Origin of the sequence: Actinomyces sp. HMSC08A09 (assembly GCF_001807465.1) — a bacterium.
In the GTDB taxonomy this organism is placed as follows: domain Bacteria; phylum Actinomycetota; class Actinomycetes; order Actinomycetales; family Actinomycetaceae; genus Actinomyces; species Actinomyces oris.
The window spans coordinates 70,246-95,399 of record NZ_KV789125.1; the positions used below are offsets into that span (position 1 = coordinate 70,246).

Sequence of the window (25,154 nt, forward strand, 5' to 3'; positions counted from 1 at the left end):
AGGAGTCACCCACACTCCCAGGAATCTTTGTCCTGACATTTTATTGACAGATGCCGTCGAGCACACTTCAATAGGGGCTACCGGACCGCGGCTGCAAGGACGCCTGCGCGGATGAACCCGAAAGAGAGCACAGAACCGATGAGCATCGACTACACCCCCGGACCCCTTCTCGACGCCGCCCGCAACACGCCCACCGCCCTGTGGAACGACTCAGCCGACCCCGACGAGCTGCGCCAGTCCATCTCCTTCGGCGGCGTCGGCGCCACCTGCAACCCCACCATCGCCTACACCTGCATCAACCAGCGCAAGGACGTGTGGCTCCCCCGCATCGCCGAGCTGGCCGAGGAGATGCCCGAGGCCACCGAATCCGAGATCGGCTGGCAGGTCGTGCGCGAGATGAGCATCGAGGCCGCCACGCTGCTCGAGCCCATCTTCGAGGAGCACAAGGGCCGCAACGGTCGCCTGTCGATGCAGACCGACCCGCGCCTGGCCCGCAGCGCCAAGGCCCTTGCCGACCAGGCCGAGGAGTTCTCCAACCTGGCCAAGAACATCATTGTCAAGATCCCCGCCACCTCCGTGGGCGTCAAGGCCATCGAGGACGCCACCTACCGGGGTGTGTCGGTCAACGTCACCGTCTCCTTCTCCGTGCCCCAGGCCGTGGCCACCGGTGAGGCCATCGAGCGCGGCCTCAAGCGCCGCGAGGCCGAGGGCAAGGACGTCTCCACCATGGGTCCAGTCGTCACCCTCATGGGCGGTCGCCTGGACGACTGGCTCAAGATCGTGGCCAAGCGGGACAAGCTCTTCATCGACCCCGGTCACCTGGAGTGGGGCGGCGTGGCCGCCCTCAAGCGCGCCTACCAGGAGTTCCAGGCCCGTGGCCTGCGCGCCCGCGTGCTGTCAGCCGCCTTCCGCAACGTGCTGCAGTGGTCCGAGCTGGTCGGCGGCGACCTGGTCGTCTCCCCGCCCTTCGCCTGGCAGAAGCTCATCAACGACTCCGGCTACAAGGTCGTCGAGCGCATCAACGAGCCCGTGGCCCCCGAGATCATGGAGACGCTCCTGTCGATCCCCGAGTTCGTGCGCGCCTACGAGCCCGACGGCATGACGCCCGAGGAGTTCGACACCTTCGGCGCGACTCGCCGCACCCTGCGCGGCTTCCTCCAGGCCGACGCCGACCTGGACGCCCTGGTGCGCGACGTCATCATGCCCCAGCCCTGATCGACTCCAGTCGGGATCGTCCGGGTCCCGGTGGGGGCCCGGACGACCGCAGCGGCACCCGCCGCACCGGGCGGGTCCACGGCGTGTTCGGTCATGTCCACACGTTCCGCACCCTCGAACCGCCCACCCCACCACTTTCCACAGTTCAGACACCACCCCACACACCCACTCACACGCAGAAGGAGCAAGGATGCTCTCCATCGCCGTCATCGGTGCCGGCCGCATCGGCCACGTCCACGCCAAGACCATCGCCGCCCACCCCCAGGCCGAGCTCGCCCTGGTCTGCGACCCCTTCGAGGACGCGGCCGAGAAGCTCGCCGCCACCTACGGGGCCCGGTCCTGCAAGGACGCCGAGGAGGTCTTCGCCGACCCCGAGATCGACGCCGTCATCGTCGGCTCCCCCACGCCACTGCACATCCGCCACCTGCTGGCCGCCGCCAAGGCGGGCAAGGCGGTGCTGTGCGAGAAGCCGATCGCTCTGGACATGAAGGACGTCGAGGCCGCCCAGGCCGAGCTCGATGCCGTCACGGTCCCCGTCATGTTCGGCTTCAACCGCCGCTTCGATCCCAGCTTCGCCGCCGCCCGCGCCGCGGTCGAGGCCGGCAAGATCGGCGATATCGAGCAGCTGACCATCATCAGCCGCGACCCGGCCGCCCCGCCGGCGGAGTACATCAAGGTCTCCGGCGGCATCTTCCGCGACATGACCATCCACGACTTCGACACCGCCCGCTTCTTCCTGGGTGAGATCGAGGAGGTCTACGCCGCCGGACAGAACCTCGACCCGGCCCTGAAGGACACCGGCGACTTCGACGCCGCCGTCGTCACCCTCAAGGCCGCCTCGGGCGCCGTGGCCACGATCATCAACAACCGCCACTGCTCCTCCGGCTACGACCAGCGACTCGAGGCCTCGGGCCGCGAGGGCGCCCTGTTCGCCGAGAACATCCGTGCCACCACGGTGCGCCTGTCCAACGGCGAGGTCACCGACGCCCAGGAGCCCTACCTCGACTTCTTCCTGGAGCGCTACGCCGACGCCTACCGCATCGAGCTGAGCGCCTTCATCGAGGCCGTCGAGGCCGGCACCACGCCTCCCACCGGCATCGAGGACGCCATCGCCGCCCTGCGCCTGGCCGAGGCCGCCACGGAGTCGGCCCACTCCGGGCAGCCGGTGCGTCTGAGCTGAGCACCGACCCCCTCTGACGCGCGGTGGGCGTCGTCGAGCATTCCGTCTCGACGACGCCCACCCGCGTTCTCAGCGCCTGCAGGGCCGTTACGGCCTCAGCAAGGCCGCGTGCGCGCTCAGTCCTCCTCGTGGAGGCGGTAGGTGAAGGAGTGGGTCTGCCCCACCTTGAGGGCGATGAGGTCCTCCCAGCTGTTGAAGGCGTTGGGAGGGCAGGTCATGGGCTCGATGGCCACGCCGGGCCGGGAGAGCTCGTCGGCGGTGTAGGCCTGCACCCAGGGGACGTCCGAGCTCATGATGACGGCGCGGTTCCCCTGCCCGCCGCGCAGGCTCACCTCCCAGGTACCCTCGGGCAGGGCGGTGTAGGCGTTGTCCGTCTGGGTGGCCCCGACGAGCCGGCCGCCCCGCCAGTCCCAGTCGGTGCCCTCCACGCTGCGCCGGTGCGTGGGGGCCATGTGCTCATCGACGTCGAGGACCTCGGCCGCCGGGATCGTCAGGACGCAGTCGTCCAGGGGTACCGAGCGCGTCAGGTAGGGGTGGCAGGACACGCCGTAGGGAGCGGGGGCGGGCTCACCCTCGACCTCCGGCGCGCCGGGGACCGACGGGGCGGGGCGGGCCGCGCCGACGTTGGTGGCGGTCACGGTCACGCTCAGTCCGCGCTCGGCGTCGAGCTCGAAGCAGGCGCTGGCCTCCAGGCTCCAGGGGTAGCCGTAGGAGGCCAGCAGGCTCAGCTCCAGGACGACCCGGCTGCGGGGGGCGCCGTCGTCGGGGCCGGAGGGGTCGTCGTCGGCGACCTGCCAGTCCATCCAGCCGGCCAGGCCGTGGAGGGCCGAGCCGCTGGCCGGCTCGTTGCAGCCCACGAGGAACTCGGTGCCCGCGTAGTCGTAGCAGGACCCGGCGATGCGGTTGGCCCACGGCAACAGGGTCTTTCCCTGCCAGCCTGCGGGCAGCGTAGCCTCGGCGTCGAAGGGCATGATGAGGTCGCGCCCCTGGCGGCGCAGGTGGACGAGCATGGCACCCGATGAGGCGATACGCGCCTCGTAGTCGCCGGCGACCAGGTCGATGAGTTCTCCGTTAATCATGGTTCCTGTCCCAGTGTTCGGGGCGTGCGCCCCTCGGTTGTGGCTTCCTTGATGAGGTTTACCGTAGCCGCGTGCCGCATCAGGCACAGGCCTCAGCCCGACGCTCGCGCGGCGGGGCCGTCGTGTCGCGGACAACAAGCTCGGGGACCACCCGGTAGAGGCGGCCCCCCAGAGGCCGGTCCTCACCGGCCACCTCCGCTGGGATCTGTCCGTCCTGGTCCGGGTGCATCCGGGCCAGCAGCGCCCGGACCGCCACCTCGGCGATGAGACGGGCGTCCTGGCGCACCGTGGTCAGGGAGAAGGCCGAGGCCGCTGTGACCGGGATGCCGTCGTAGCCGGTGACGGCCAGGTCCTGCGGCACCCGCACCCCTTGACGGCGCAGCTCCATGAGGGCCCCGACGGCGCAGTGGTCGTTGAAGCACAGGAGCGCCTCGGGCAGCTCGTTGGCCTCGATGAGGTGGTGGACCGCCCTGGCGCCGCTGTCCTCATCGCCTCCCCCGGGCACCACCCGCGCGCCTCGCCCCAGTCCGCGGCTCTCCATGGCCTGGCCGAACCTCTGGATGCGTCGCCCCGCGGCGGTCTCCTTCCCGCCGTCCACGTGGGTGATGCAGCGCCTCCCGGTGTCGATCAGGTGATCGACGAGCATCTGGATACCGACGTCGTCACGTGAGTGGACCTCATCGACGTCCTCCATCTCGATACTGGTCCCGATGAGGACCGCCGGAGGACGGTCCCCGATGCCGGCCAGGGCGTCCACGGAGAGGTCGGGGTCGACCAGGATGAGGCCCTCGCAGCGCTGGAGCAGCAGTGAGCGCAGCCCGTCGGCCACATCGCGGTGCGGGGTGGAGGTGGCCAGCACCAGCGCATGCTCCAGGGCGGAGGCCGCCTGGAAGAGCCCGTCCACAATGAGGCCCTGGTAGGCCTGCCCAATGGCGAAGCTGGCACCGATGAGCCCGGTGTGGCTACGGCGCAGGAACTGGGCGCGCGGGTCGGCCTGGTAGCCGAGCTCGGAGGCGATGCGCAGGATCTCGCCACGGGTCTTCTCGGCGACGCCGTCGGTGCCGTTGAGAGCCGCCGAGACGGTGGAGATGGAACGGCCGGCGCGCTCGGCGACGGTCCTGATCGTGACCCGCCCGCCTCGTCCTCGAGGTCCTTCCACGGCAGACGTCTCCCCTTCCACGCCGTTGTGCCTCACGGACCGGCACGATCCGCGGGATCCGGGGTCCATCCTTGGACACCGGTTGAGCACATCCTATCCGAGAACACCGGTGAGCACGAGGCCCTGCTCAGAAAGGTCATCAGACCTCATACTTCCCTCTTGTCAGGACAAAGTTGCTCTGATATCTTCCTGTGACGTCATTAACGACGGGTGTCTCCTGGGGCTTCCGGAGACACCTCCACACACGCAGCAGCCGACAATGTTGTCGGGAAGGACCGTTATGGCCAATAAGTCAATACTGGGCATCGGAGTCATCTCCCTGGGCTGGATGGGACGGCTTCACTCCCGCAGCTACCGCGCCATCGCCGAGCGCTTCCCCGAGCTGGGGGTGACCCCACGGCTGGTCGCCGCCGCGGACCCCGTGGAGGAGGTGCGCCAGGAGGCGGTGGACAATCTGGGCTTCGAGCGCGCCTACGCCGACTACCGCGATCTGCTGGCCGACCCCGAGGTGGAGGCCGTCTCCATCTGCGCCCCCAACTTCCTCCACCACGAGATGGCCCTGGCCGCCGTCGAGGCCGGCAAGCCCTTCTGGATCGAGAAGCCCATGGGGGTCAGTGCCGAGCAGTCCCGGCAGATCGCCCAGGCCGCAGAGAAGGCGGGGCTGATGACCGCCGTCGGCTTCAACTACCGCCACACCCCGGCCATCGAGTACCTGCGCTCCCTGGTGCGCGGCGGCGAGCTGGGCCGGATCACGAACGTGCGCGTGTGGTTCATCGCCGACTACAACTCCTCCCCCATGGGCCCCCTGACCTGGCGGGCCTCGAAGGAGAAGGCCGGGGCCGGCGTCGTGCCCGACCTCATGAGCCACGGGGCGGACCTGGCCCAGTACATCGTGGGTCGCATCGCCTCAGTCACCGCGGTCACCGACACCTTCATCACCGAGCGCCCCATCCCCACCAAGATGGGCATCGGCCACTCGGGCTTCGAGATCGGCGACGAGGTGGGCCCGGTGGAGAACGAGGACTACGTCTCCATGCTCGTGCGCTTCGAGAACGGCACCGTGGGCACCATGGAGTCCTCCCGCGTCAGCGTGGGACCGCGCGCCGAGTACGTCGTCGAGGTCTACGGCACGAAGGGCTCGGCCCGCTGGAACTTCGAGCGCCTCAACGAGCTGGAGATCTGCCCCGTGCTCGACGGCGGGGCCTCCCACGGCTACACCCGCGCCATGGCCGGCCCCCAGTGGGGCCAGTGGCAGCGCTTCCAGCCCGCCATCGGCACCTCCATGGGCTTTGACGACATGAAGGCCATTGAGGCCGCGCAGTTCATCGAATCCATTCTCACCGGCAAGCAGGTGGCCCCCTCGGCCGCCGACGCCTGGTGCGCCGCGGAGGTCGACGAGGCCGTCGTCGCCTCGGCGGCCGACGGCCAGTGGCATGAGGTCCCCCGTGTCGAGGGACGCACCACCTTCGACGCCTGAGCCGCCCCACACTGCACCTTTCTCTTCACTCCACCACCACCCATCACAACAACCCCTGCGGCATCGTCGCCGCAGGACTGAGAGGAGACCCCCTATGTCTCAGGGAGTCACGACGTCCCTGCGTGGACTCACCAGGGAAGAGCTCAACAAGGCGGTGGCCGAGACGCCGCCTTCGGGCAAGCACCGCGGCGTCATCGCCATCGCCGCCGTGGCCACGCTCGGCTCACTGCTCTTCGGCTACGACACCGGTGTCATATCCGGCGCCCTGCCGTACATGTACATGCCCTTCGACGCCAAGGGCCTCCAGCTGACCTCCTTCGAGGAGGGCGCCATCGGCGGCACCCTGCTGGTCGGCGCGGCGCTGGGCGCGCTGCTGGGCGGCCTGATGTCGGACCGCTGGGGCCGGCGCCACAACATCACCTTCCTGGCCTTCCTGTTCTTCGCCGGCGCGATCGGCACCACCATCGCCCCCAACGTCTGGGTCATGTACCCCTTCCGCGTCGTCCTGGGCTTCGCCGTCGGAGCCGCCTCCGCGACGGTCCCCGTCTACCTGGCGGAGACGGCCCCCAAACGCATCCGCGGCTCCATCGTGGCCATCGACCAGCTCATGATCGTCACCGGCCAGCTGCTCGCCTTCTCGATGAACGCCATCATCAACTCCCTCCAGGGCGGCCCGAGGATCACCATCGCCGAGGACCCCAGCGGGCACTTCACCCCGGGCCAGTACGTCTTCGACGAGATCGCCAAGCTCCAGTCCTCCAAGGGCGGCCCGATGAACGCCGAGCAGTACCACGCCTTCCTCGACCAGCTCAGCATCAGCGCCGGTAACGGCGAGGCCTGGCGCTACATGCTGGTCCTGTGCTCCATCCCGGCCGTGGCCCTGTGGATCGGCATCCGCCTCATGCCCGAGTCCTCGCGCTGGTACCTGGCCAAGGAGCGCCTCTACGACGCCATCGGCGCCCTCAAGCGCGTGCGCGTCCCGGAGAAGGACGGCTCCATCGAGGACGAGATCATGGAGATGGTCGAGGCCCGCCGGCACGAGAAGGACGAGGAGACCCAGCGCAAGGGCTTCAGCCACGTCATGGCCACGCCCTGGCTGCGCAAGCTGCTGCTGGTCGGCATCTTCCTGGCCGTGGTCAACCAGACCACCGGCGTCAACACCGTCATGTACTACGCCCCCAAGGTGCTGGAGTACGCCGGCATGTCCACCTCGGCCTCCATCACCGCACAGGTGGCCAACGGCGTCATGTCGGTCATCGGCTCCGCCATCGGCATCTGGCTCATCCTGAAGTTCCGGCGCCGCCAGGTCCTCATCGGCGACGTCATCGGCGTGGGCATCACCCTGCTGGGCATCGCGGCGACCTTCCAGTTCTTCATCGCCCCGCACATGGCCAACCACACCACTCCGCCCACCTGGGCCGCCTACCTCATCCTGGGGCTCATGTCGGTCTTTATGCTCATCGTGCAGTCCTCCAACGGCACGATCGTGTGGACGATGATGGGTGAGATCTTCCCGGCCAACGTCCGCGGCATCATGAACGGCACGGCGATCTTCTGCATGTGGACCGCCAACGCCATCATCACCTGGACCTTCCCACCCATGATGGAGACCCTGGGCGGCGGCATCACCTACACCATCTACGGCGTGCTCAACCTGGTCGTCGCCGTCGTCCTGTTCAAGATCATGCCGGAGACCAAGGACAAGTCCCTGGAGGAGATCGAGGTCGAGATGGAGAAGCTCTACTCCTGACCCCGCCCCCAGCACACGCGCTCCCGGGAGGACCCGAAAAGGGCTTGTCAGGACAAAGTCCTGTTGCTAGGTTCGAGGCACGGGCCCACCGCCCGGCACCGACGCCGGCACCCTCCTCCCGGGAGCGCACTACTGGCGGCCCCGAGCCGACGGCGCAGCAGCCGCCCGCGCCTCACCGCTACCTCATCACCACCCACCCACTCACCACCGCACATCACCACCCGAGCGAGAACACGGAGCAACGATGTCCTTCACCCTCGACCCTGCAACCGCCATCTCCGACCCCCACGGCATCTCCTGGGGCATGCACCCGATCACCTGGCGCAATGACGACATCCCCGAGGTCGGCGCCTTCAACACCCTGGAGGACATGCTCCTGGACCTGGCCGACACCGGCTACGCGGGCACCGAGTGCGCCGGCTTCTTCCCGCCCAAGGAGGAGGTCAAGGCCGCCGCCGAGGCCCGCGGCATCAAGATCGTCGCCCAGTGGTTCTCCTCCTTCATCCTGCGCGACGGCGTCGAGGCCGTCATCCCCGACTTCGAGGCCACCTGCGCCTACCTGGAGTACCTGGGCGCCACCCGCGTCGTCGTCTCCGAGCAGACCGGCTCGGTCCAGGGCATCCGCGACGTCTGCATCTTCACCAACAAGCCGGTGCTCACCGAGGAGCAGTGGCCGGTGCTGGCCGAGGGCCTCAACCGTCTGGGCGACGTCGCCCACGCCCACGGCCTAGAGCTCGTCTACCACCACCACCTGGGCACGGTCATCCAGACCAAGGAGGAGACCATCCGCCTCATGGAGCTGACCGACCCGGCCAAGGTCTCCCTCCTGTTCGACACCGGCCACGCCTACGTGGGTGACGGCGACGTCATGGGTCTGCTGGAGGCCACCATCGACCGCGTCAAGCACGTCCACTTCAAGGACGTGCGTCCCGAGAAGATGGAGGAGTCCAAGGCCGCCGAGCGCTCCTTCCTCGACTCCTTCCTGGCCGGCATGTTCACCGTCCCCGGCGACGGCACGATCGACTTCACCGTCCCCTACAAGTTCCTCGTGGACCACGGCTACTCCGAGTGGATCCTGGTGGAGGCCGAGCAGGACCCGGCCATCGCCAACCCCCTGGAGTACGCTCGCAAGGCACGCGCCTACCTTGAGGGAACCCTCTTCAAGGCCTGAGACGTCGCGAGGTTCGTGCGGACTCCCCCTCCGTGCGGACCCCACCGGCTGACGCCTCACCTCGACGCTCCCGACCAGTGATGGTCGGGAGCGTCGTCGTTCCCGGGCCATTGAGGAGCACGCCGGGGCGAGCCGCCTGCCCCGCTGGGGCCCGACGACGATCACCCTTCACTCACCCTTCGCTCATGCGCACCGGCGGGTTTATTCTGGAAAGGGCACTCTTGACCGCGATGACGCACAGGAGGAAGGGACATGTCCTCAATGCAGGTTTCAGGCACAGTGAGTGGGTTCTTCTCCGATGTCCGCCGCTGGGAGCGCACGGATCACCGCCTCACCTGGAGCGACGCCCTGCTGGTCGCCTACTGCGCCCTCTTCTGGTTCGTCGCGGTCCAGGGAATGATTGACCACCTCCTCCATGACGCCTCACCCGCCTCGAGCGCACTTGTCTGCGGCATCACCGGGATCACGGCCTGGGCGGCCCTGCCCCCGCTGCAGCTCATCACCCCTTGGCCGGCTGCCAGACGGGCGCTGCGAGCCGCGGTCTCGATCCTCTCGATCGGCGCAGGAGCAGCCGCTCTCGGCCTGCTTCACGGGATCGGACTGACGACCCAGCGCACTGCTCTTTGGGACCACCTGCTCAGTGCAACCCTGCCCGCAACGGCACTCATCTTCCTGGGTGTCTCCGGGATCGCCACGCTGCTGCGCACCGCTGCGGCACCCCGTTGACGCAGCCTCGGCAGCACTCACGCAAGCCACCGCCGACGGCGAGGACCCCACCGGCCCTCGCCGTCGATGGCTATGATTAGTCCGGACAAAGTTCAGACCAGACTCCGACTCTTCTCACCGCTGAGAGGTCCCGTGCTCCCCACCTTGACCACCACCGCCTGGATCCTGCTCGTGGTCGTGGCGGCCCTGTGCGGTATCGCCAAGACCGCCCTGCCCGGGGCTGCCACCATCGCCGTGGCCCTGTGCACCGCGGCACTGCCGGCCAAGGAGTCCACCGGCGCCATCCTGCTCATGCTCATGACCGGCGACCTGCTGGCAGTATGGAGCTATCGCGGCGACGCGGACTTCCGTATGCTGCGCAGGCTCGTCCCGGCGGTCCTGGCCGGCGTCGGCGCCGGCGCTCTGTTCCTGCACCTGGCCTCCAACGACTCCACTCGCCGCCTCATCGGCACCATCCTGCTGATCCTGGTCGCCGTCACGCTGTACCAGCGCCGCTCGGCCACCAGGAACAGGTCCGACGACGCACCTGAGGCCGTCCTCCCAACCCCGGCCGGCAGCCGCCTGGCCCGACTGGTCTACGGCAGCCTGGCCGGCTTCACCACGATGGTCGCCAACGCCGGCGGACCGGTGACTTCCATGTACTTCCTGGCCTGCCGCTATCCGGTCAAGGCCTTCCTGGGGACAACAGCCTGGTTCTTCTTCCTGGTCAACCTGGTCAAACTGCCCTTCTCCGTCTCAGCCGGCCTGGTCAACCCCACGACCCTGTCGCTGGCGGCGATCGCCGCACCGGTCGTCATCGCCTCGGCCCTGGCCGGCCGACGCCTCGCCGAGCACATGGATCAGCGGGTCTTCGAGCCGATCATCGTCGTCCTGACCGTCATCTCCGCACTGCCCCTGCTGCGCTAGCCCGGTCCGGCTGCCGGGCCGCGTCCGGCACGCAGCCGCACGACCCCTATTTCTCCGGCCCACAAAACAGGCTCCCACCAGCGGTTATTTCCCTCAAACACGCCCGTCTGACATCACATCGCCAGCCCATGGCGGAGCGTTGACGCGATTTATCCTGACCGTTACCGTATTCATCAGTATGAAGAGTACGGCCAGTATTGATTATGTTGACGTTTCGCCCGGCGAGGTGGCCGGCGACGACGTCGACGCTGTCGCATCCCCGATCACCTCCCCCGTCACGCAGGACGAGGCGGCAGCCCCCTTCCTGGTCAGCGCCGATATCCATGCCGTCATGCTGGGACTGTGGGCCTCGGGCCTCAGGTGCGTCATCGTCTACGCCCTGGCTCCCGTCATCGGCGCCGCGGGCCCCCTGGCCGTCGGCGCCGCCCTGGTCATCCAGGTCGCCGGCACCGCAATCAGCGTCAGTGGCGCCTGTTCCCTGTGGCGGCGGCGCGAGCACGGCTACTTCGTCTACGCCCTCATTGCGGTCCTGACCTGCCTGTGCGCCGTGGCCGCCCTGCTGGCCCCCGCCGGGTCCTAGCCCTCCCCGGTGAAGACTGCCATGGATCCCTCGGTCGCCCCCCTCCCCTCCCCACCCTCCCGCACCCGCCGGGCGATGGCCCACGTGCGCCGCTGGCTGTCGGCGGCGGCCGCCCTCGGGATACTCATCATCACTCTCAGCGGCATGCTCCTGCCCCACCAGGGGGAGATCCTGCGCGCATTGAACCCGACCGTCTCCACCCACGACGCCGGCTCCGGTCAGGACTCCTTGCCTCAGGCGGTCGAGACGATCAAGAACGCCCATCCCGACGAGCCCGTCCTGTCGGCAAGGTGGGACACCGACGTCGTCGAGGTGCGGACCGAGCAGGCCACCTACGCTATCGAACCCTCCACCGGGCACGAGACCAGCAGGGCCACGGCGAACCCGGCCTGGGTCTCCGTCCTGGACAACCTGCACCGTTGCCTGCTGTCCTGCCGGGGGCCCGGCCACGTGAGCTGGATGTCCCAGGAGATCCCCCACACCGGTTGGCGTGACGGTCACCGGGGCCTGACCGTCGGGGGGCTGGTCGTCGCCACCCTGGGAGTGGTCCTCGCGGTCCTGACCGTCAGTGGGCTGCGCACGTGGTGGCCGCTGCAGCGCCATCGACGCACCGGCCTGTCCGCCCGCCGGCGCACCCAGAGCCTCTCCCGGGACACCGACCTGCTCAAGGCGGCCGGACTGGTCCTCCTCCCCCTGCTGTTCCTGTGGGGCTACTACGCCAGCGCGTTCAACATCCGCCCCACCCAACCGGCCGCACCGGCCTCCATGACCGCTCGCCAGCCTTCCGCGGGCTCAACCAGCACGGGCCAGGCCCAGGACATCGGGCCTCATCGCGCCGTCGCCGCCGCGCAGGAGGCCGGCGGCGGACAGGCGGTCGCCCTGTTCCTGCCTCAACCCAGCGACCCGTCGTCGACGTACACGGTCTGGGTCGCTCACGGAGAACGGCTCGCCTCGGGGCAGTCCCCCGACGACGTCGCGGTGAGCATCGCAGTGAACGTCGACCCCGGGACCGGGCGAACTGCGATCCCCTCCACGCCCGGCCACCGGCCGACCACTCGGGCGGACTAGCACCTATGACACCTATGCCGGCACCTGAGTATGTGCCCGTTCCCACATCACAAGACGGGCGGAGATCGGGCCTTTGGTCGCAGACGACCCGCAGGTGGGGGCACAATCGGACCCGTACGGCACCGGAATGAGCCGGCGCCCCTGACTCCAAGACAACGCGAGAAGGACCTAACGTGGCGCGCAGTATCTACATCGCCTCACCCAACGCCGGAACCGGGAAGTCAACGGTGGCCCTCGGGCTGGTCTCCTGTCTGACCAAGGTGGTCGCCAAGGTCGGCGTCTTCCGCCCCTTCGTGGAGAGCCGTGAGGGCGATGCCTTCCTCAGCCTCCTGCTGAACCGTGCCGGCTCCACCACGCCCCCCGAGCAGTGCGTCGGCGCGACCTGGGACGAGTTCCACGCCGACCCCGAGGAGGCCCTGGCACGCATCGTCGACGCCTACCGGGCCATGGCGCGCGAGCACGACGTCGTCATCATCGACGGCTCGGACTTCACCGACGTCGCCGGCAACCCCGAGCTGGCCCTCAACGCCCGGGTGGCCGCCAACATCGGCGTCCCGGTGCTGCTGGTGGTCTCCGGGCAGAATGACGTGGAGGACGTCGTCGCCTCCGTGGAGGTCTCCATGGTCGAGATCGCCGACAACCACGCCCGCACCGTCGCGGTCGTGGCCAACAAGTGCCTGCCTGAGACCCGCCAGGCCGTCGGCGAGGCACTGACCGCCATCGAGGGCATCACCTCCACCACGCTGCCCGAGGTGCCGCTGCTGGCGGCCCCGGTGGTGCGCGAGGTGCTCGACGCCGTCGGGGGCACCCTCATCGCCGGTGACGAGACACTCCTCGACCGCGAGGCCGAGTCCGTCCTCGTGTGCGCCATGGACGTCTCCCACGTCCTGGAGCGCCTGACCGCGGGACAGCTCGCCATCGTCCCGGCCGACCGCTCCGCCATGCTCATCTCCCTCATGGCGGCCCAGGCCTCCTCGAGCTTCCCGATCCTGTCGGGCCTCGTCCTCAACGGCGGCTTCGAGGTGGCTCCCCACGCGCTGCGCCTCCTGGAGGGACTGGACGTCAACATCCCGGTCATCACCTCCCCGCTGGACACCTTCGCCGCCGCCTCCGCGGCCGGCTCCCTGCAGGGCCTGCTCGCCCACGGCTCCGAGCGCAAGATCGACGTCGCCATGACCACCTTCGAGCAGGAGGCCGACGTCGAGGCCCTCCTGTCGGCCCTGGAGGTCGAGCCCTCCGAGGTCGTCACCCCCATCATGTTCCAGGCCGAGCTGGTGGAGCGCTCGCGCACCAACCGCAAGACGATCGTCCTGCCCGAGCCCGACGACGACAGGGTCCTGCGGGCCGCCGACGCCATCCTGCGCCGTGGCATCGCCGACCTGGTGCTGCTGGGTGACGAGACCACGGTGCGGGCCCGCGCCACCGAGCTGGGCCTGGACATCGCCGCCGCCCGGGTCGTCGCCACGGACGACCCCGAGCTCCTGGAGAAGTACGCCGAGGAGTTCGCCCGCCTGCGCGCCAAGAAGGGCGTCACCCTCGAGCAGGCCCGCGAGAAGGTCCAGGACGTGTCCTACTTCGGCACGATGATGGTCCACATGGGAGACGCCGACGGCATGGTCTCGGGCGCCGCTCACACCACCGCCCACACGATCGTCCCCTCCTTCCAGATCATCAAGACCAAGCCGGGGACCTCGATCGTCTCCTCGGTCTTCCTCATGCTCCTGCAGGACCGGGTGCTCGTCTACGGCGACTGCGCCGTCAACCCCGAGCCCAACGCCGCCGAGCTGGCAGACATCGCCATCTCCTCGGCCGCCACGGCCCGCCAGTTCGGCGTCGAGCCGCGCGTGGCGATGCTGTCCTTCTCCACCGGGACCTCCGGCAAGGGCGCGGACGTGGACAAGGTCCGTGAGGCCACCGAGCTGGTGCGGGCCAAGGAGCCCGACCTCGCCGTCGAGGGCCCCATCCAGTACGACGCCGCCATCGACCCGACCGTGGCGGCCAAGAAGGCCCCAGACTCGCTCGTGGCCGGACGGGCCAACGTCTTCATCTTCCCGGACCTGTCCAGTGGCAACATCGGCTACAAGGCGGTCCAGCGCTCCTCGGGCGCCATCGCCATCGGCCCGGTCCTCCAGGGCCTCAACAAGCCGGTCAACGACCTCTCGCGCGGCGCCCTGGTGGAGGACATCATCAACACCGTCGCCATCACCGCCGTCCAGGCCCAGGGCTGAGTCCTTCAGCGGTGTGGGACCGGGACCCGGCCCCACACCGCTGAGGCTCCCCCGGGAACCTCGTCAGTCATCCAGTCATCCCCGCGTTCATCCCCGACCGTTCTTGAAAGGCATCCCGTGACTCAGCGCACCGTCCTCGTTATCAACTCCGGCTCCTCCTCCATCAAGTACCAGCTGGTCGACCCCGACTCGGGCGCCTCGCTCGCCTCGGGCCTGGTGGAGCGCATCGGTGAGGAGACCGGCGCCATCACCCACAAGCACGGCGAGGAACGCACCGAGATCACCGAGCCGGTCCCCGACCACGGCTTCGGCCTGTCCGAGGTGCTGCGCCTGTTCGAGGAGCAGGGCCCCTCGCTGGCCGACGCCCACATCGTGGCCGTGGGCCACCGGGTCGTCCAGGGCGGGCGCTACTTCTCCGGCCCGGCCCTCATCGACGACGACGTCGTGGCCCGGATCGAGCAGCTCGTGCCGCTGGGCCCGCTGCACAACCCCGCCCACCTCAAGGGCATCGAGGTGGGGCGCCGCCTCCTGTCCGACGTGCCGCACGTGGCCGTCTTCGACACCGCCTTCTTCCAGGACCTGCCCGAGGAGGCCGCCCGCTACGCCCTGGACCGCGAGGTCGCCGACACCTACTCCATCCGCCGCTACGGGGCTCACGGCACCAGCCACCAGTTCGTCTCCGGGGCGGTCTCCGAGCTCCTGGGGCGCGACGACCTCAAGCAGGTCGTCCTGCACCTGGGCAACGGGGCCTCGGCCTCGGCGGTCGTGGCCGGGCACGCCGTGGACACCTCCATGGGCCTGACCCCGCTGGAGGGCCTGGTCATGGGCGGGCGCACCGGCGACATCGACCCGGCCGCCGTCTTCCACCTGGCACGCGTGGCCGGCATGTCCATCGACGAGATCGACCACCTGTTCAACCGCGGCTCGGGCATGAAGGGCCTGGCCGGGGACAACGACATGCGCGAGGTGTGGAAGCGCATCGGCGCCGGTGAGCAGGAGGCCCGCGAGGCCATGGACATCTACCTGCACCGGCTCGTGAAGTACGTGGGCGCCTACACCGCCGTCATGGGCGGCCTGGATGCCCTGACCTTCACCGCCGGTATCGGCGAGAACGACGCGAACCTGCGTCGCGAGCTCGGCGAGCGCCTGGGCTTCATGGGTGTCAAGATCGACCAGGGGGTCAACGAGACCCGCTCCGACGAGCCGCGCGTCATCTCCACCCCGGACTCGAAGGTCACCGTGCTCGTGGTGCCCACCAACGAGGAGCTCGCCATCGCACGCCAGGCGCTCACCCTCATCTGAGCCGCTCCCGGAAGTGCGCACAGGAATCTGACGCCCAGCACTGCCGGGCCCGGACGATCACGCGGTGCCGCAGCCGCCCCTGTTAGGGATGCTGCGGCACCGTCGTCGTCCCCCAGGGGGGACAAACCGGCCGACGGCGGTGCGCGCGCGAGGCCCTGAGGGCTTCCATGGAGTCATGAGAAACGCACCTGTCACCAGCACACCAAGGCCCCCCGCCCCTCCAACAACGCCCCTGCACCAGACCGCAGCCATGAACGGGGGCGCGCCGGCCCCCGCACCGGCTCGGCAACCGGCAACGCCCTTCATTCCGGCCCCGGCCGCCCCCGGCGCCGTGCCCGCCCCAGCAGCACCCGGCGCCGTGCCCGCCCCAGCAGTGCCCGGCGCCGTGCCCGCCCCGGCCGTCCCCTCTCCCTCCGAGGGGCTCGTCGTGGTCACGGAGGGACTGACCCGCACCTACAACGGTGTCAACGCCGTCGACGGCTTGAACCTGTCCGTGCCCGCCGGCGGCATCTACGGCTTCCTGGGCCCCAACGGCGCCGGCAAGTCCACCACGATGAAGCTCCTGCTGGGACTGACCCGCCCGACGTCGGGCAGCATGAGCGTCCTGGGACGCCCGGTCAGCCAGCGCCACCCCCTGCCGCCGGGAACCATCGGCTCCCTCATCGAGGGCCCCTCCTACTACCCGAGCCTGACCGGCAAGGAGAACCTGGCCATGGTGGCCTCCTACCTGGGGCTGGCCTCCAACCGAGTCCAGCACGCCCTGGCCACCGTCAACCTCGTCGGGCAGGAGAACAAGCAGGTCAAGCACTACTCCATGGGCATGAAGCAGCGCCTGGGACTGGCCATGGCGCTGCTGTCGAACCCGGCCCTCATGCTCCTGGACGAGCCGACCAACGGGCTCGACCCCGCCGGGGTGGCCGAGATCCGCCAGCTCATCGTCACCCTGGCCCGCCAGGAGGGCGTGACGATCATCGTCTCCTCCCACATCCTGTCCGAGATCGAGCAGATGGCCGACACCGTCGGCATCATCTGCGCCGGACGCCTGCGCTATCAGGGCACCCTGGCCGGGCTGCGCGACGAGGGGGTCATCGAGCTGCTCGTCTCCTCGCCCACGGCCGTCGCCGCGCTCCTGACCTCCCTCGGGGTGGCCCACGAGGTGCGGGACGGCGCCGTGCGCACCCCCATGATGCCCGACGACGTCGTCGGCGAACTCATCACCCGCATCGTCTCCTCCGGGACGACCGTCTACCGGGTCCAGACCGTGCGCAAGACCCTCGAGCAGGCCTTCCTGGAGCTGACCGAGCCGGTCCTGGCCACCCAGCCGCCCCTCGCCTCTCAGGAGATGAACCGATGAGCACCCCAGTGAGTACAGCGGGCCCGGCAGCCACCATGGCCGCGCAGCCAACACCACCGACACAGCACCTGACACAGCCCCCGACGCGACCGGCGGCGCCGCGCGCACTCCCCCTCTCCCCGCTGAGCAGGGCGTGGACCACCCTGGCCCTCGAGCTGGGCAAGCTGCGCCGCAAGCGCTACTGGCTCATCGCCGCCAGCGCCACCGCCGTGTGCCTGGTATGGAGCGGCATGCTCATCACCCATCGGGCGAGCGGCCCGGTTGGCGCACGCCACGCCACGCTTGCCCTGGACGAGTTCATCCAGATCATCGCCTTCCTCATGCCCCTCATCACCGCGATCCTGGCCTCGCGCATCGTCACCGTGGACACCGAGGAGCGCATGGGCCAGCTGATGACGGCGCTGGGGCAGAGCCCCCTGACCCGCTACCGAGGCAAGCTGGTGGTCGTGATCCTCACGGTCCTGTGCATAGAGATGACCCTCTTCACACTTGTCACCGTGCTGGCCGGCCCGATCGGACTGACCGTCACCGGCTCCTACTGGTCCACACTGCCTCCCGCCCTCGCGGTGGCGGCGTGCTCAACGCTGGCCATCTCCGCGGTCCAGCTGACGCTGTCCACCTGCTTCGACAAGCAGGGCGTCAGCCTGGGGGTGGCGGCCATCGGCGGTCTCATCGCCGAGAGCCTGCCCTACGCCTACCTCGGGAAGTTCTCATGGCTGCTGCCCTGGGGGATCGTTCCCGCAGCCACCCCCATTGACACCGTCGCCTCCCGCACGTCCATGCGGGAAATCGGCGACATGACGCTCGTGTCCCAGCCGTGGACCCTGGCGGCGCTCGCCGCGCTGGTCGCGGTCGGGTGGACCGTCGCCGCCCACCTCGTTATCGTCCACCAGGAGAATCACCGATGAGCACCACCGCCCCCGCACGCCCCGCTGCAGGCCGGCCCCTCCGGCCCGCTCAGCACCCGTCAGCGCCCCCCGGCCCCTCCGGCCCGTCCACGACGCCGCAGCCGGCCGGCCTGAGCCGGTCTGCTCCGCCCGCTCCCCGGTCCCGCCCGTCGGTGCGAGCCGCCTGGTACTGGGAGAACCGCAAGGCCCCCAACCGGTGGTACTGGGTCGCCGTCACCATCCTGTGCTCCCTGGGTTCTCTGTCCGGCTACCTGCAGTACCGCAGCTACCGCAGCCAGTTCGAGGCCCAGGGCGTCACCTGGGAGATCACGTGGTCCCAGTCCACGCTCCTGCTCTCGATGGTGTTCATGCCGCTGGCGCTGGGTGCCTTCGCCGCACAGATCGCCAGCAGTGAGCACCAGGGAAGGAACTGGCAGCGGATGAGCGCCACCGGCCTGGAGACCACCATGGTCGCGGGCAAGCTGCTGCACGGGCTCCAGGTCGCGGTCCTCACCACCGCGGTCCTGGTCCTGACCATCGCGGTGGCGGGCCTCGCCCTGGGCTTCAACCTGGTGGGCCTGGTCGCCTACCTGCCGCGCTTCGCCGTCGTCGCGCTGGGAATGTGGGTCATCCTCACCTTCGTCACCTGGCTGGGCGCAGTCATGACGTCCTTCGCCACCACGATGTCCACGGTCCTGCTGAGCATCATTGCGGGGCTGGCGATGCTTCTCGTGGCTCGACCCCTGAGCGTCCTCAACCCCGCAGCCTTACTGACCCGAGCCACGTCGGCCCTGAGCCCGGGCTACGTGACCTCACTGGGCGCCGCGGCATTCGAAGGAGTCATCTGCCTGGTGTGGGTGGTCCTGCTGGTCCTGGCTCTGCGCCGAGCAGTGAGGCGCCAGTCATGAGCCACGTTCCCACAGTGCCCGAGGCGGCACACGTCTCACGGGTCCCGCGGACCCTCCTGGACCGGGTGGCTCAGTGGTGGCGCACCAGCACCCTGACCCTGTGGGCGGTGGCCGGGGCCGCGTGCCTCTTCCAGCTGATGGTGCTGAACGTGGCCTCGTACACCTACCCGCACCTGCCCCTGCGGGGTTGGGTCATCGTCTCCCTGCTGCTCGCCGGATCGCTGCTGGCCCGACGCTGCTGGCCCCTCGCCGTCGTCACCGCCACGAGCCTGGCCTCGGCCGCCGCCGACCTGTGGGGGCCGCGCGGCGGACTCAACCTGCTGTCCATGCTGGCCCTCTACGCCCTGCTCGTGATCGCCCCCACCCGTGACCGACTCATCGGCTTCAGCATCTGCGCGCTGTGCACCCTCGTCCCCACGGCGCTGGCCAAGTGGCCGCAGGTGAGCGCGTTGACCCCTGATTTCCTCGCCCTGGTCCTCGTGCTCGCGGTGGCCTCGATCTCCCGCTCACGCCGGGAGGCCCTGGAGCACGGGGACGCCCAGTTGGCGGCGCAGTCCGCCGAGCAGCGGCTGGTAGCCCAGCGCGACGCCGCCCGCCACCAGGCCCGGGTGGCGGCCGAGCTCCACGACTCCGTGGGCCACGCCCTGACCGCGATCATCGCCCTGTCCGAGGGGATGCAGGGGGCCGGCGGCAGCCCGCAGACAGATGAGGCCATTGACATGATGAACGCCCTGGCCCGCGAGGGTCTGGCCGACACCCGGCGCGCCGTCGCCTCGCTCCAGACGGCACCGGGCCCCTCCCCCGACGACGCCGCTGAGACCACCGATCCCCTCACCGGCCGGGTCTTGGAGGGCCCGCAGTCCCCCTCGGGCGCAGCCGGCTGGGACCGGCTCAACAACCTGCTGACCACAGTGAGGGCCACCGGTATCAGTGCAGCTCTCACCGAGACCGGCAAGCGCCCCCTCGACGCCGTGGACAGTCAGGCCCTCGGGGAGGTCGTCTATGTCGTCATCCGGGAGGCCCTGACCAATGTCATGCGCCACGCAGAGGGCGCCACGCGCGTCGTCGTCTCCCTGGACCATGACCAGGCCTCCACGCGGATCACCGTGTCCGACGACGGTCGCGCCGCGCAGCCAGGCCACGCAGACGGCTTCCCGGGCTCGTCTCAGGCACCGGCGGCGGCCGGCCACGGGCTGGCGAACCTGGCCGCCGCGGTCGGTGAGCACGGCGGCACGCTGTCGGCCGGCCCCACAGCCGATGAGGGCGCATCCGGCTGGGTGCTGCGCGCCCTCGTCCCCTTCCCGGAAGGTGCATCACGGTGAGTCCATCCGCCCCCTCCGGGTCAGGCACCGAGAGCTCGTCGAGCGACCTCAGGCCGATCACGGTGATGATCGTCGATGACCAGCGAGCCACCCGCATGGGCCTGTCCCTCATCATCAACCGGGCCGACGACCTGCAGGTCACGGCCGAGGCCGTCCACGGTCAGGACGCCCTCGACCAGCTCGCCGCCCTGCTTGAGGAGCGCCGGCCGCTTCCCGACGTCGTCCTCATGGACGTGCGCATGCCGGTGCTCAACGGGATCGATGCCACGGCCCGCATCTGCCAGCTCTACCCCTCAATCCGGGTCCTGGTGCTGACCACCTACGACCAGGACGAGTTCGCCTTCGGGGCGCTGTCGGCCGGCGCCTCAGGGTTCCTGCTCAAAGACACCCGCACGGCCGACCTCCACCAGGCGCTGCGGGCGGTCAGCTCCGGGGACGCGATCCTCACTCCGCGCATCACCCGCGAGCTGCTCAACCGGCACATGCTCAGCCCCGTGGCCTCACCCCGTCAGCGCGCGGCACGCCAGCGCCTCGACGATCTCAGCCCCCGCGAGCGCGAGGTGGCGGACCTGGTGGCCCAGGGGCTGACGAACGCGGAGATCGCTCAGCGCCTCGTCCTGGCCCCGGACTCGGTCAAGAAGAACGTCACCCGGATCCTGACCAAGCTGGACCTGCGCGACCGGGTCCAGCTCGTCATCCTCATGCGTGACGCCCAGTCCTGAGCCTCCGCCCCGTCCCCTCAGGCCGCGGTGGCCAGGGCCGGGGCCGGGACCGGCTGCTGCGCCGGGACGCGATAGACGAGGCGGGACTGGGCCAGGTAGTTGACGATGAAGAGCGTGGAGTCCACCAGCACCTTGGCCAGCCACAGGGGCGCGCCGGCGCCGGTAAGGACTGAGATGCCGGCGTAGGAGGTTGCCGCGACTCCGCCCTGGACCGCCGCGTAGCCACCGGCCGAGGGCCAGAAGGTCTCCGGGCCGGCCCCGAACAGGCGCCGGTTGAGCAGGAAGCCCAGGGTGCAGGAGACGATCCGGGCTCCGACGACGGCGTAGAGGACCGAGTCGGTCAGCGAGTTGAGGATGAGGACCAGCGCGTAGTCGACGCTCCAGCCGGTGAAGGACACGGCGGCGAAGAGGACGACCGTGGGGATGCGGCGGCGCAGGCCGGCCAGGCGGTTCAGGATCGTCGGGCGGGAAGCGGGGAGGGCGGGGCTCGTCGTCGTCATGGCAGTAAGCCTCGCGGGAGGCCTTATGCCACGTGTTTGACGGACCTGTGCTGTTTCTGTGAGAAGCGGTCACCGGGCCCTGCGGACGCTGCACCCCGTTCCTCCGCCCTCAGAACAGGGCGTCGGTCTGCGGCGCAGCGGGGGCGCTCGACGGCGTGGCACCAGGTGCCTGCTGCGCCTCCCGGTTCCCCGGGGCCCGGCCGCCCCGGGTCCAGCCCGGCCCTGCGGGCACCGGGCGGCCCTGCTGGAAGGCGGTGGCGGCGCCGCGGGCCCGGGAGTCGGCGGCCTCGTTCATGGGGTGGCCGACGTGCCCGCGCACCCACTCGAAGCGTACGGTGCGGCCCGCGAGCGCGGCGTCGAGGTCCTTGACGAGGTCGGCGTTGAGGACGGGCTTGCCGTCGGCCTTGCGCCAGCCGCGCTTCTTCCAGCCGTGGCGCCACTTGGTCAGGGAGTTGATGACGTACTGGGAGTCGCACTGGATGAGAAGCTCCTCGCCGGCGAGCCCGGCGGCCTCGGTGGCCCGCAGGAGCTCCAGGACGGCGGTGAGCTCGCCGCGGTTGTTGGTCGAGCTCTCCCAGCCTCCAGCGGCCCAGCAGTCATCGTCCACGTACCAGGCCCAGCCGGCCGGTCCCGGGTTGCCCAGGGAGGAGCCGTCGGCAGCAGCAGTCAGCGTCATGGAGGGCACTCTACCCACCGCGGGCCCACCAGCCGGTCACCCGTCCTCGTCCGCCGTGCTCACGTCCCGGTGCGCCTGGCTGGACACGCACCCCACTCAGCGAACTCGCACGATCTTCCCTGGCGTGCAGCCAGCCGCAAAAGCCCTGCTCAGGACGGACTGTGTTAGCCTGCCGGGCGGGCATGAACGACCCTGCCCATGTGAACACTCATCCCTTGAGAGGTACACCGATGTCCTCCACGCTGAACGCTTTATCAACCTCGTCAGCGTCACCCGGCACACTCATCGCCGCACGCTGGTACGACTACATCCCCATCGCGATCTACTTCGCCTTCGTCATCGGCGTCGGGCTCATCGCCCGCGCCAAGGCGGCCACGGCCGATGGCTTCCTCACCTCGGGCCGCTCCCTGCCGGCCTGGGTGACGGGTATCGCCTTCGTCTCGGCGAACCTCGGCGCCGTCGAGATCATGGGAATGTCGGCCAACGGCGCCGAGTACGGTATGCCGACCTTCCACTACTTCTGGATCGGCGCGGTCCCGGCCATGATCTTCCTGGGTCTGGTCATGATGCCCTTCTACTACGGCTCCAAGGTGCGCTCGGTGCCCGAGTTCATGCTCAAGCGCTACGGCACCGCCGCACACCTGGTCAACGCGCTCAGCTTCGCCCTGGCCCAGCTGCTCATCGCCGGCATCAACCTGTACCTGCTGGGCAAGATCATGAACTGGCTGCTGGGATGGCCCCTGTGGGTGGGGCTCATCGTGGCGGCCGTCATCGTCTTCTCCTACATCACCATGGGTGGGCTCTCCGCGGCGATCTACAACGAAGTCCTCCAGTTCTTCGTCATCGTGGCGGCCCTGCTGCCCCTGACCCTCATCGGCCTGCACCGTGTGGGCGGCTGGCACGGCCTGACCAGCAAGATCACTGCCGCTGCCACGGCCGCCCACCCCGACGACGCCGGCGAGGCAGCCAAGGTCGCGGCTCAGCAGCTGCACTCCTGGCCCGGCAACTCGATCTCCGGCTTCGACTCCAACATCATGTCCGTCATCGGCCTGGTCTTCGGTCTGGGCTTCGTGCTGTCCTTCGGCTACTGGACGACGAACTTCGTCGAGGTGCAGCGGGCCATGGCCTCGGACTCGATCTCCTCGGCCCAGTCGACCCCGATCATCGGCACCTTCGTCAAGATGTTCGTGCCCTTCCTCGTCATCGTCCCGGGCATGGTCGCCGGCGTCATGGTCTCGGAGATCCAACAGCTCAAGGCAGATTCCAAAGCTGGATACCAGTTCAACGACGCGGTCCTCTACCTCATGCGCGACCTGCTGCCCAACGGTCTGCTGGGGCTGGCGATCACGGGTCTACTGGCCTCCTTCATGGCGGGCATGGCGGCGAACATCTCCGCCTTCAACACCGTGTGGGGCGTGGACATCTACCAGCACTACATCAAGAAGAACGCCGACGACGCCCACTACCTCATGGTCGGCAAGCTCTCGACCCTGACGGCCTCCGTGGTCGCGATCCTCACCGCGATCATCGCGTCGAGCTACTCCAACCTCATGGACTACCTCCAGACGCTGTTCTCGATGTTCAACGCTCCCCTGTTCGCGACCTTCATCATCGGGATGTTCTGGAAGCGGGCCACCCCGCACGCCGGTTGGATCGGCCTCATCAGCGGAACCCTGGGCGCCCTGGGGGTCAACATCCTCATCTGGACCAAGCACCTGGTCATGCCGGGACAGGGCGGCGCCTTCCTGGCGGCGGGCGTGGCCTTCACGGTCGACGTCGTCATCACGGTGCTGGTCTCCATGGCCACGAAGCCGAAGCCCGACTCCGAGCTCAAGGGCTTCGTCTACGCCCTGACCCCCAAGAGCGAACGTACCGACCCGCACCTGCACGAACTGCCCTGGTACCGCCGTCCGATCCCGCTGGGGATCATCGCCGGGGTCCTGGTCATCGCCCTCAACAGCATCTTCCACTAGTTCCGTCCGGAGACACGAAGGAGAACACTCATGAACAATCGTTCACTCACGGACATCCGGGCGGTCATCACCGGGGCTCTGGGGCTCATCGGCCTCTACCTGGTGGTGTGCTCGGTCCTGTTCAACAGCGCCGAGGAGATGGACAAGACCGGCGGCATCAACGCCAACCTGTGGTCGGGCCTGGGCCTGTTGGCCATCGCCGCGGGCATGGGCCTGTGGTGGTGGATCAAGCCGAACCCCTCCGGGGGCGAGCAGGACTGAGACTGGCGGGGCCGCACTGGGCCCGCACCGGTGAAGGCCTCCCGCCCATCACCTCCCATTCGATCGACGGCGTCGCCGCAGCCCCGCGCTGCGGCGGCGCCGTCGGCGTGGCCGCGCACGGGCTTCAGACCTGAGTTGCACAGGTTGGGGTGGTTTGTGTTTCAGAGTGGGGTTTTTCGTTGGGATTGTGGGGGTGTGGTGGTCGTTTCGGGGCACTAAGGCGGCGGTAGGATCTGGTGGGTGAGTCCGTACCTGCGTCAGGTCAAGACAGCCTCGGGGGCCACGGCCGTGCAGGTCGTGGCCAAGGACCATGGTGTGCGCCGGATCGTGGAGCACCTGGGGTCGGCCCATGACGAGGCTGAGCTGGCTGCGCTGATGCGTCTGGGGCGCCAGCGGCTCCTGGCCGGCCAGCAGGTCCTGGACCTGGGGTCGGCCCATGACGAGGCTGACGAGGTGGGTGGTCAGGCACCCGGTGACGGTGGTGCGGTGCGAAGGCCGCAGATCATCTCGCGCAGGTCGGGCTGGCCGATCGAGGCCATCCGTTCGGCCTACAGGCGTCTGGGGCTGGGTGAGGCGGTCGGTGGTGACCGGGCCTTTGAGCAGATGGTCGCCGCTCGTCTGATCGAGCCGACCTCCAAGGCCGACACTCCCCGGGTCCTGTCCGAGATCGGCTGGCCGGCCCCGGCTCACCGCAACACCTTGTACGCGTC

At 69.3% G+C, this 25,154-nt stretch carries 22 protein-coding genes and 1 pseudogene; 19 read left to right on the forward strand and 4 right to left on the reverse strand.

Features of this window, described 5'->3' with window-relative positions:
- The first annotated feature begins 138 nt into the window (after positions 1–138).
- Together HMPREF3165_RS07845 and iolG are read left to right on the forward strand one after the other, a co-directional pair.
- Positions 139–1,215 (forward strand): transaldolase family protein, encoded by a 1,077-nt coding sequence (locus HMPREF3165_RS07845; RefSeq protein WP_070512168.1) that lies wholly within the window; start codon positions 139–141, stop codon positions 1,213–1,215.
- A gap of 190 nt (positions 1,216–1,405) precedes the next feature.
- Positions 1,406–2,395: an inositol 2-dehydrogenase gene (gene iolG / locus HMPREF3165_RS07850; RefSeq protein WP_070512171.1), complete on the forward strand. Its 990-nt coding sequence runs from the start codon at positions 1,406–1,408 to the stop codon at positions 2,393–2,395.
- 116 nt (positions 2,396–2,511) lie between these two features.
- Here iolG and HMPREF3165_RS07855 read toward each other — a convergent pair whose 3' ends face one another.
- Both HMPREF3165_RS07855 and HMPREF3165_RS07860 read right to left on the reverse strand, forming a co-directional pair.
- The gene (locus HMPREF3165_RS07855; RefSeq protein WP_070512172.1) at positions 2,512–3,474 is read right to left on the reverse strand and encodes an aldose 1-epimerase family protein; all 963 of its coding nucleotides are present in this window, start codon (positions 3,472–3,474) and stop codon (positions 2,512–2,514) included.
- Positions 3,475–3,553: 79 nt separating this feature from the next.
- Entirely contained in the window at positions 3,554–4,633 is a 1,080-nt protein-coding gene (locus HMPREF3165_RS07860) for a LacI family DNA-binding transcriptional regulator (RefSeq protein ID WP_070512175.1), read from the reverse strand.
- A 280-nt stretch (positions 4,634–4,913) separates the two neighbouring features.
- Here HMPREF3165_RS07860 and HMPREF3165_RS07865 point away from each other — a divergent pair, with 280 nt between their 5' ends.
- From HMPREF3165_RS07865 to HMPREF3165_RS07930, 14 genes are all read left to right on the forward strand, one after another.
- Complete coding sequence (locus HMPREF3165_RS07865; protein ID WP_009747518.1) at positions 4,914–6,110, forward strand: Gfo/Idh/MocA family protein; 1,197 nt, start codon at positions 4,914–4,916, stop codon at positions 6,108–6,110.
- A gap of 94 nt (positions 6,111–6,204) precedes the next feature.
- Entirely contained in the window at positions 6,205–7,860 is a 1,656-nt protein-coding gene (locus HMPREF3165_RS07870) for an MFS transporter (protein ID WP_070512177.1), read from the forward strand.
- A 244-nt stretch (positions 7,861–8,104) separates the two neighbouring features.
- The gene (iolE, locus tag HMPREF3165_RS07875) at positions 8,105–9,031 is read left to right on the forward strand and encodes a myo-inosose-2 dehydratase (RefSeq protein ID WP_070512180.1); all 927 of its coding nucleotides are present in this window, start codon (positions 8,105–8,107) and stop codon (positions 9,029–9,031) included.
- 252 nt (positions 9,032–9,283) lie between these two features.
- Positions 9,284–9,757 carry a pre-mRNA-splicing factor gene (locus HMPREF3165_RS07880; RefSeq protein WP_070512183.1) on the forward strand — a complete coding sequence of 158 codons (474 nt, stop codon included), beginning with the start codon at positions 9,284–9,286 and terminating at the stop codon, positions 9,755–9,757.
- 132 nt (positions 9,758–9,889) lie between these two features.
- Positions 9,890–10,663, forward strand: a complete 774-nt coding sequence (locus tag HMPREF3165_RS07885) for a sulfite exporter TauE/SafE family protein (RefSeq protein WP_070512185.1) — start codon at positions 9,890–9,892, stop codon at positions 10,661–10,663.
- Positions 10,664–10,841: 178 nt separating this feature from the next.
- Positions 10,842–11,243, forward strand: coding sequence for a hypothetical protein (locus HMPREF3165_RS07890; RefSeq protein ID WP_070512188.1), 402 nt, complete (start codon positions 10,842–10,844; stop codon positions 11,241–11,243).
- 21 nt (positions 11,244–11,264) lie between these two features.
- Positions 11,265–12,311, forward strand: a complete 1,047-nt coding sequence (locus HMPREF3165_RS07895; RefSeq protein ID WP_070512191.1) for a PepSY-associated TM helix domain-containing protein — start codon at positions 11,265–11,267, stop codon at positions 12,309–12,311.
- Between the two features lie 173 nt (positions 12,312–12,484).
- Positions 12,485–14,539: a phosphate acetyltransferase gene (gene pta / locus HMPREF3165_RS07900; protein WP_070512194.1), complete on the forward strand. Its 2,055-nt coding sequence runs from the start codon at positions 12,485–12,487 to the stop codon at positions 14,537–14,539.
- 117 nt (positions 14,540–14,656) lie between these two features.
- Positions 14,657–15,841 (forward strand): acetate/propionate family kinase, encoded by a 1,185-nt coding sequence (locus HMPREF3165_RS07905; protein WP_010614597.1) that lies wholly within the window; start codon positions 14,657–14,659, stop codon positions 15,839–15,841.
- A 250-nt stretch (positions 15,842–16,091) separates the two neighbouring features.
- A complete protein-coding gene (locus HMPREF3165_RS07910) occupies positions 16,092–17,195 on the forward strand; it encodes an ABC transporter ATP-binding protein (protein ID WP_256275226.1) in 1,104 nt (367 codons plus the stop codon).
- On the forward strand, positions 17,192–18,103 hold the full coding sequence (locus HMPREF3165_RS07915) for an ABC transporter permease (RefSeq protein WP_070512196.1): 912 nt from the start codon (positions 17,192–17,194) through the stop codon (positions 18,101–18,103). The genes HMPREF3165_RS07910 and HMPREF3165_RS07915 overlap by 4 nt, the downstream gene beginning before the upstream one ends.
- Positions 18,100–18,990 (forward strand): ABC-2 family transporter permease, encoded by an 891-nt coding sequence (locus HMPREF3165_RS07920; protein ID WP_070512199.1) that lies wholly within the window; start codon positions 18,100–18,102, stop codon positions 18,988–18,990. Before HMPREF3165_RS07915 ends, HMPREF3165_RS07920 begins: the two co-directional genes overlap by 4 nt.
- Complete coding sequence (locus HMPREF3165_RS07925) at positions 18,987–20,312, forward strand: sensor histidine kinase (protein WP_070512201.1); 1,326 nt, start codon at positions 18,987–18,989, stop codon at positions 20,310–20,312. Before HMPREF3165_RS07920 ends, HMPREF3165_RS07925 begins: the two co-directional genes overlap by 4 nt.
- Entirely contained in the window at positions 20,309–21,034 is a 726-nt protein-coding gene (locus HMPREF3165_RS07930) for a response regulator transcription factor (protein WP_176747024.1), read from the forward strand. The genes HMPREF3165_RS07925 and HMPREF3165_RS07930 overlap by 4 nt, the downstream gene beginning before the upstream one ends.
- A gap of 17 nt (positions 21,035–21,051) precedes the next feature.
- Here the strand turns inward: HMPREF3165_RS07930 and HMPREF3165_RS07935 are convergent, their stop codons facing one another.
- Both HMPREF3165_RS07935 and HMPREF3165_RS07940 read right to left on the reverse strand, forming a co-directional pair.
- A complete protein-coding gene (locus tag HMPREF3165_RS07935; RefSeq protein ID WP_070512204.1) occupies positions 21,052–21,534 on the reverse strand; it encodes a GtrA family protein in 483 nt (160 codons plus the stop codon).
- A gap of 109 nt (positions 21,535–21,643) precedes the next feature.
- Positions 21,644–22,210, reverse strand: a complete 567-nt coding sequence (locus HMPREF3165_RS07940; protein WP_070512254.1) for a ribonuclease H family protein — start codon at positions 22,208–22,210, stop codon at positions 21,644–21,646.
- A 230-nt stretch (positions 22,211–22,440) separates the two neighbouring features.
- Here HMPREF3165_RS07940 and HMPREF3165_RS07945 point away from each other — a divergent pair, with 230 nt between their 5' ends.
- The 3 genes and pseudogenes from HMPREF3165_RS07945 to HMPREF3165_RS13270 all read left to right on the forward strand — a co-directional run.
- Positions 22,441–24,183 (forward strand): sodium:solute symporter family protein, encoded by a 1,743-nt coding sequence (locus HMPREF3165_RS07945; RefSeq protein WP_070512206.1) that lies wholly within the window; start codon positions 22,441–22,443, stop codon positions 24,181–24,183.
- 30 nt (positions 24,184–24,213) lie between these two features.
- Positions 24,214–24,444: a hypothetical protein gene (locus HMPREF3165_RS07950; RefSeq protein ID WP_070512208.1), complete on the forward strand. Its 231-nt coding sequence runs from the start codon at positions 24,214–24,216 to the stop codon at positions 24,442–24,444.
- 240 nt (positions 24,445–24,684) lie between these two features.
- Positions 24,685–25,154, forward strand: a pseudogene (locus HMPREF3165_RS13270) (IS1634 family transposase); the annotation flags it as partial.